We start from the raw sequence: 5,776 nt of genomic DNA on the forward strand, positions 1-5,776 counted from the left end.
CATATACACATTTTCCACGATGATATAGTATTGTAAAATGTGCAGCTAAATCTTTATCCGTACCTTTCATTTTATCAACATATTCCTCTGGATTTGTTTGATACCAATTTAGATGCGCTATTGAAAAATGTAGCTCGAAAGGTGTCGGATATACAAATGGATTACATACAGATTCTTTCACTATACTTAACTCGATTCCTTTTGCTGGTGCGTTCTTATTTAGTTCAACAACCATATCCATATATCGTGACTTGCATTTGTTTGAAATATCATTTTTAACAACAATAATTAAATCAATATCACTCTTTTGTTGATTAAAACACCCCATAACGGCAGAGCCATGAAGATATATGCCTACAAGATTATTTTCTAATATATTTCTACTTTGCATTACAAAGTTATCACGTAATTCGTTGTATTTATGCATATTAAATGTCACCTTCTCAAATTTATTTTTCTCTATTTATTTCTTATCTGTCCAAAATACTATTTATTCTTAAATTAACACGTAGAATAAAAATAGAATCAGCGATATGCACCCGACCAACCTATATATTTAGTTTCGTTATTCAGCTCTATAAATTTGAAGTTATCAACTTCACATGATGTTTATTAGTTGCATTGTTCCAGTAATTTCTAAATTAAATTCATTTTATTAGGGTTTTCAAATTCGCACGGAACGCTGACTTGACATTTCCCGCAGCCATACCATGGGGCATGGTCAATTAATATTGAATTTAAAAATTCGGAACACAATTCATTATTTTTGCCATGGTCAAAACTAATTGCATTTACTGGACAATTTTTTATACACTTTCCACACATAATACAATTTTCATCGTAGCGTGAAAATGCCTTCTTATCTGCATCTAATTTCAAGTTTGTTATAATACTTGTCAATCTACCTGCTATACCTTTTTCAGTTATTAAACCTTTTGAAAGACTAAATGTACCTACCCCGCAAACATAAGCCACATGGCGTTCTGACCAATTGCTGGTATAAGGTTTATTAATTGGATTTTTATTATTATCTTTTAGTTCAGTATTCATAAAAAATCTTTTATCTAAAGAAGGTGAAACTGCCTCATACCCATTGTCATTAAGAAGTTTTACAAGACAAGTTGAAAAATTATTAATATAATACTGACCCTCAATTCTACCATTCATCCAGCTATTTGATGGGTAATTCATATTCTGTCTGTTGCTTTTTCTAATCGCCTCTGTAAAAGGAAAGAATAAAGAAATAACCGTTTCAGCACCACAGAGCCATTCCTTCGGAAGCATAAAATGTTTTCCTATAATATTCTCCTGTTTTAGTTTATGAAAAGAATCATTGTTTGTATTGGTTATACCAATAATCGGTTGCTCAAACATTTTCAAAGATATAAGCTCATCTGATAGAGCTTTATCCGCTGAAATATAATTAAACTGATTTTCTGAAAATATTTCATTAACCTTATCTAAAAACACTTGTTTATCCATACATTTAACCTCACAGTATAAAATAATCTTCAGTTATGACTCCAAGATACATTCTGATTTGTCTCTTTGACACATTTAAATTTATATGTGTGCAATTGCTCTTAATCTCCGATAATCGGCAACCCATTCATTTCCATTCCAAAGAATGTCTCTTGTAAATTCTTCCACCTTTTTAATAACTGCAACTTGTATATCTTCTGGCATTACTACTAATTCAGAAGCAAAAAACTGTTTCATCCAATTAGCCAATCCTTGTTCATCATCTTTTAATGGTGTCGGTCTGTCATAATCATAAATCTTATCAATTACAAACCCTTTACCTTCTAATATTTTACCAAAGCTTTCGCATGTTGGAAAATTAAATTTTGACGTATAATCATATCCGAAACTACTGCAAACTTCCATGAATGCATTTTCAACGATTGCAATATTACCGTTTGCCCCAAACTCACATACTAATAATCCATCTGCTTTCAATACTTTGCGAACATTGCTTAATAAAGCATCATGGTCTCCTATCCAATGAAATACGGCATTTGAAAAAACAACATTAAATTCATTCTCAAAAGGTAAATCAAGTGCATCACATAGCATAAATTCTATGTTATCGAATTGTTCTTTTGCCCTACTTATCATACTTTTGGAACTATCAACCCCTACAACTTTACTTCCCAAATTCCTTAATTGAGCTGTCATTATACCCGTTCCACACCCTAAATCCAATATTGTCTGTTCATTATTGTCAGGAACAAACTCTAATAACCCTTTACCATACTCAGCCACGAAATCGTGTTTATTATCATATAATTGTGAATTCCATTCCATTTTTTATCACCTCTCCAAATTCTGATCTATCGTTTACACGTAATTCTATAATAGTCATGATACTCTCTGAATTTATCAATAAACTCCCACCCACTACTATTTAACGCCTTTCGTCGCTCTGTTGCAGCAGAAACAGCCTTCGTCACAATATCCTCATTGCCAAAAAACTCATAAAAGTTGTCCTTTGCAAACTCAAATAGTTCAGACAGATAGGATGACTTTTCAAAAGTACTGCATATATCTACACGAAGTACTCCTGTTTCTCCAACAAATCCCTCAATTGTCCCCACTGCCTTATCTGTTGCATTGTCTACTATTGAAAATCTGATAAAATATTGTTTTTCATAAAAATCCAGCCAGTACCCTATTGTTTCTAACATCTTTTCCCTTGACTCGACATAAAATCCAAAATCACAGTTGTCATCATTCATAAACTGAACAGCATTTTCGTCATTATAGCATTGAAAAAGCGATTCACTGTCTGCCTTTCTGATAAGTCTAATAGTGAAACTTTTTGTTTTTATTGTTGGACATTCTAAATATGCGTTCAAATTTCTATCCTCCTTAAATTTTGTTTTGGTTATCAATTAACCTTTACTACGCCATATCATTCCATAGTAATCCACATAAGTGGTCGAACGCCACCTGCACAATATCCATCGGCGACGTTGCCTATTTTTATGTTATTGCCATGGATGCCAATATTACCATCAGGAAAAACATATACCGCTTTCACGCTGAAACGACCAGGTGTGCGAATCCAATACCACCAAAATTTTTTTACTTCATCGATTGCTATTCGTTTGCTGTTGTTTGCATCTTTTCGTTCATACCAGTATCTTTGGTTTTTTTTAGGATTATATAATAACGCACTACTATCGCCGAAGTATTTACATGCAAGTTCTTCAAGGCTAGGTATAAATATCTTGTCTTCTGTATCGCGTCCACCAAGCGTACCAAACCACGGGTTATCGGGATTTTTATTGATAACAGGGACTATTCTTGCTTTCTCCGCTTCAGAAAATCTGTCATAAAACTCCGTGTTGAGATACTCACGGAGAGAAGAATCCGCCCAAGTAATTTCAATATATTCGTTATGATAGGAACGCTGTTCAATAATTTTATCAGTAATAATCAATGCTGTGTTGCCTTGTATTGCAAGTACACGCCAATTGTATTCACCAAATTGTATCTTGTCCTCAATCTTCATATTCGTCCTCCGTGCATTTTATAAATAGTCTACATCTATAATCGACCATTAATTTCTGATTTTAAAGGCACATACATTTCTTAATATTGAGGTGCATATACCAGATAAGTATCCAAGTCAATTACATAATCAACATATATCTTTTCATTATAAGGCAATTCCTGAAAATCAAACATACTGCAAAATAATGGCGTAAAATCTGCTAACTCCGTTAATTTTACTGTTTGGTTAAACTTTTCTCTTAGCTGTTCTTCTGTACATTTTTCACCATATATAAGCCTATCACCAAAAAAGCTCTCGATGAAAACTAACATTACTATCACCTCACCTAATAATCTGCAAATTTGAAGTTGTCAACTTTTCATTATGCCTATTTTATACGTTCTATCTTGTTCCTCCATATACATAGTATTTTATCCATTGCAAAAACAATATATCCTATTACAAGAAAAGCTACTGCAAGCCCCAAAACGCTCAACATTACCGTCCCCCATCCAAGAATGTCTGAATCTATGAAAAAGTATGGATAATGACTTCCATTATAGAATGTCATACCCAGTTTAGCCGCAATGACAGTAAATACATAATAACACAATGGTATAATAAGCCATTTGAAGGGATCAAATCTGTTTAACTGTCCTTTGATATCAAAAATGACCCAGTCCAATATCGAAAGTACCGGAACAAAAAGATGTACAATCAGGTTCGCCAATGGAGAAGTTCCCTCTCCCATTTCAAATCCAGCACCTACCAAGATAAACCAATAAATCAATAGAGTAACGGTAATAGCCATGATTACAGCACCCTTTGCGTGGATAGCCCATGTGCTTTCACCATAAATCCCATCTTTTCTGATTCTCTGAACAACCACTATACAGGCAACAATAAAATAAAGTAAGCAAAAGAGATTGCTTAATATTGTATAATATAAAAACATAGCGGACGCGAATTTTCCGTTTGGCATACCCGAATTAAGGTACAGTCCTATTGCCGCTACCATGATTATAATGCACTTATACAAAAGTGATAAAATACGATTTTTATTGTACATTGCTTTACCTCCATAAGTTCTGATTTGTATTCTAGTTGATTACTCTCTAAATTTATTTTCTTCATTAATAGCAATAACCATTAGGGATTCTAATATATGCTCTTATGTGTTCATCTATTGGACGTTCAATAACTCCCGATATGTTATCATTAAAGGTATTTCCCTCTGCTACGATAATCGTATTATCAAAAATCTCCAATATAATGCCTATGTGGTCGTGCTCTTGATTTATGAAAACTTTATCATAGATTACTATATCTCCAATTTCGGGAGTAAAACTTCCATCACGCCTATGATACTCTATCCGACTATCTCCAATTGCATATTCTTCCCAACCGCCACAGCCTGCCAAACTACAGCTTATACACTCATTTGGGCTATACGGAATTTGAAAACCTGTCTCTATGCAACAATAGTAAACGAACGCTGCACACCATGCTCTGTCTGCCTCTTTAATATTCCATTTAGGAAAATGTTTAATTATCGGTTCAATATTGGATTCTTTATCTTTAATATATCCATGAAAAGGTATTTGTGCTTTTTGTCTTGCAACTTCAGCCAATCTTTTTCTTGTAACATCCTCCATACACACCTCCATAAATTCTGAATTTATTGTTGTAAAACAAACCTTCGTTTTTTGTCATTGACGTTTCGCATCAAATTCCTAAGATATAAACTCCATTATATTGAACTACATTTTTCAACCACTCTAACAATAGCACATACTCCTTTGGCTTCTTTAATTCAAGATCAGTCACAATGGAAAATATTTGCATTTTCGAATAATAATTTATCCCATTAACATCAATTTGTCCCCTCTTCATGTTGTTATATAAACCATCAACAAAAATATCACTATAATTCGAATAAAAGTCCTCCATATTCTCCATATGAACATAAATCGAATCATTTTGCCAATGAGACACAGAACCGACTGCAACAATTTTCTTGATAGATGTATCAGGTTTCATTTTGCAATATTGTAACTCCAAAAAGGCTGAACCGCCATATGCTCTTCTTTCTTCTTGATTATTAAAACGATGAAACACTTTCAGCCCTTCTCTCAAATTAAAATCTGTATTCATTTCCCAATATACCATTCTGGTTCTAATGCCTTCATGCCATCAAACGCATTTAGAATATTCTGATTTAATTGAATTATATTATTATATTCTTCTGGTGCCCAATACTTCGCCCATACCACTGAT

The 5,776-nt window shown here is 33.3% G+C and carries 9 protein-coding genes; all 9 read right to left on the minus strand.

The window, feature by feature from the left end:
* The coding region (locus tag RMR19_RS12280) for a nucleotidyltransferase domain-containing protein (protein ID WP_310603780.1) at positions 1-427 on the minus strand (427 nt) is incomplete at its 3' end.
* Positions 428-636: 209 nt separating this feature from the next.
* The gene (locus tag RMR19_RS12285; RefSeq protein ID WP_310603781.1) at positions 637-1,482 is read right to left on the minus strand and encodes a 4Fe-4S binding protein; all 846 of its coding nucleotides are present in this window, start codon (positions 1,480-1,482) and stop codon (positions 637-639) included.
* 81 nt (positions 1,483-1,563) lie between these two features.
* Positions 1,564-2,307, minus strand: a complete 744-nt coding sequence (locus RMR19_RS12290) for a class I SAM-dependent methyltransferase (protein WP_310603782.1) — start codon at positions 2,305-2,307, stop codon at positions 1,564-1,566.
* A 26-nt stretch (positions 2,308-2,333) separates the two neighbouring features.
* A complete protein-coding gene (locus RMR19_RS12295; RefSeq protein WP_310603783.1) occupies positions 2,334-2,858 on the minus strand; it encodes a hypothetical protein in 525 nt (174 codons plus the stop codon).
* 56 nt (positions 2,859-2,914) lie between these two features.
* Entirely contained in the window at positions 2,915-3,517 is a 603-nt protein-coding gene (locus tag RMR19_RS12300; RefSeq protein ID WP_310603784.1) for a DUF6273 domain-containing protein, read from the minus strand.
* Between the two features lie 80 nt (positions 3,518-3,597).
* On the minus strand, positions 3,598-3,831 hold the full coding sequence (locus RMR19_RS12305; protein WP_310603785.1) for a hypothetical protein: 234 nt from the start codon (positions 3,829-3,831) through the stop codon (positions 3,598-3,600).
* 56 nt (positions 3,832-3,887) lie between these two features.
* Entirely contained in the window at positions 3,888-4,568 is a 681-nt protein-coding gene (locus tag RMR19_RS12310; protein WP_310603786.1) for a Pr6Pr family membrane protein, read from the minus strand.
* Positions 4,569-4,632: 64 nt separating this feature from the next.
* The gene (locus RMR19_RS12315) at positions 4,633-5,154 is read right to left on the minus strand and encodes a CHAP domain-containing protein (RefSeq protein WP_310603787.1); all 522 of its coding nucleotides are present in this window, start codon (positions 5,152-5,154) and stop codon (positions 4,633-4,635) included.
* Positions 5,155-5,224: 70 nt separating this feature from the next.
* Positions 5,225-5,653: a hypothetical protein gene (locus tag RMR19_RS12320; protein ID WP_310603788.1), complete on the minus strand. Its 429-nt coding sequence runs from the start codon at positions 5,651-5,653 to the stop codon at positions 5,225-5,227.
* Positions 5,654-5,776 lie beyond the last annotated feature (123 nt).

This window comes from Anaerosporobacter sp., from assembly GCF_031551385.1.
Classification (GTDB): Bacteria; Bacillota; Clostridia; order Lachnospirales; family Lachnospiraceae; genus Anaerosporobacter.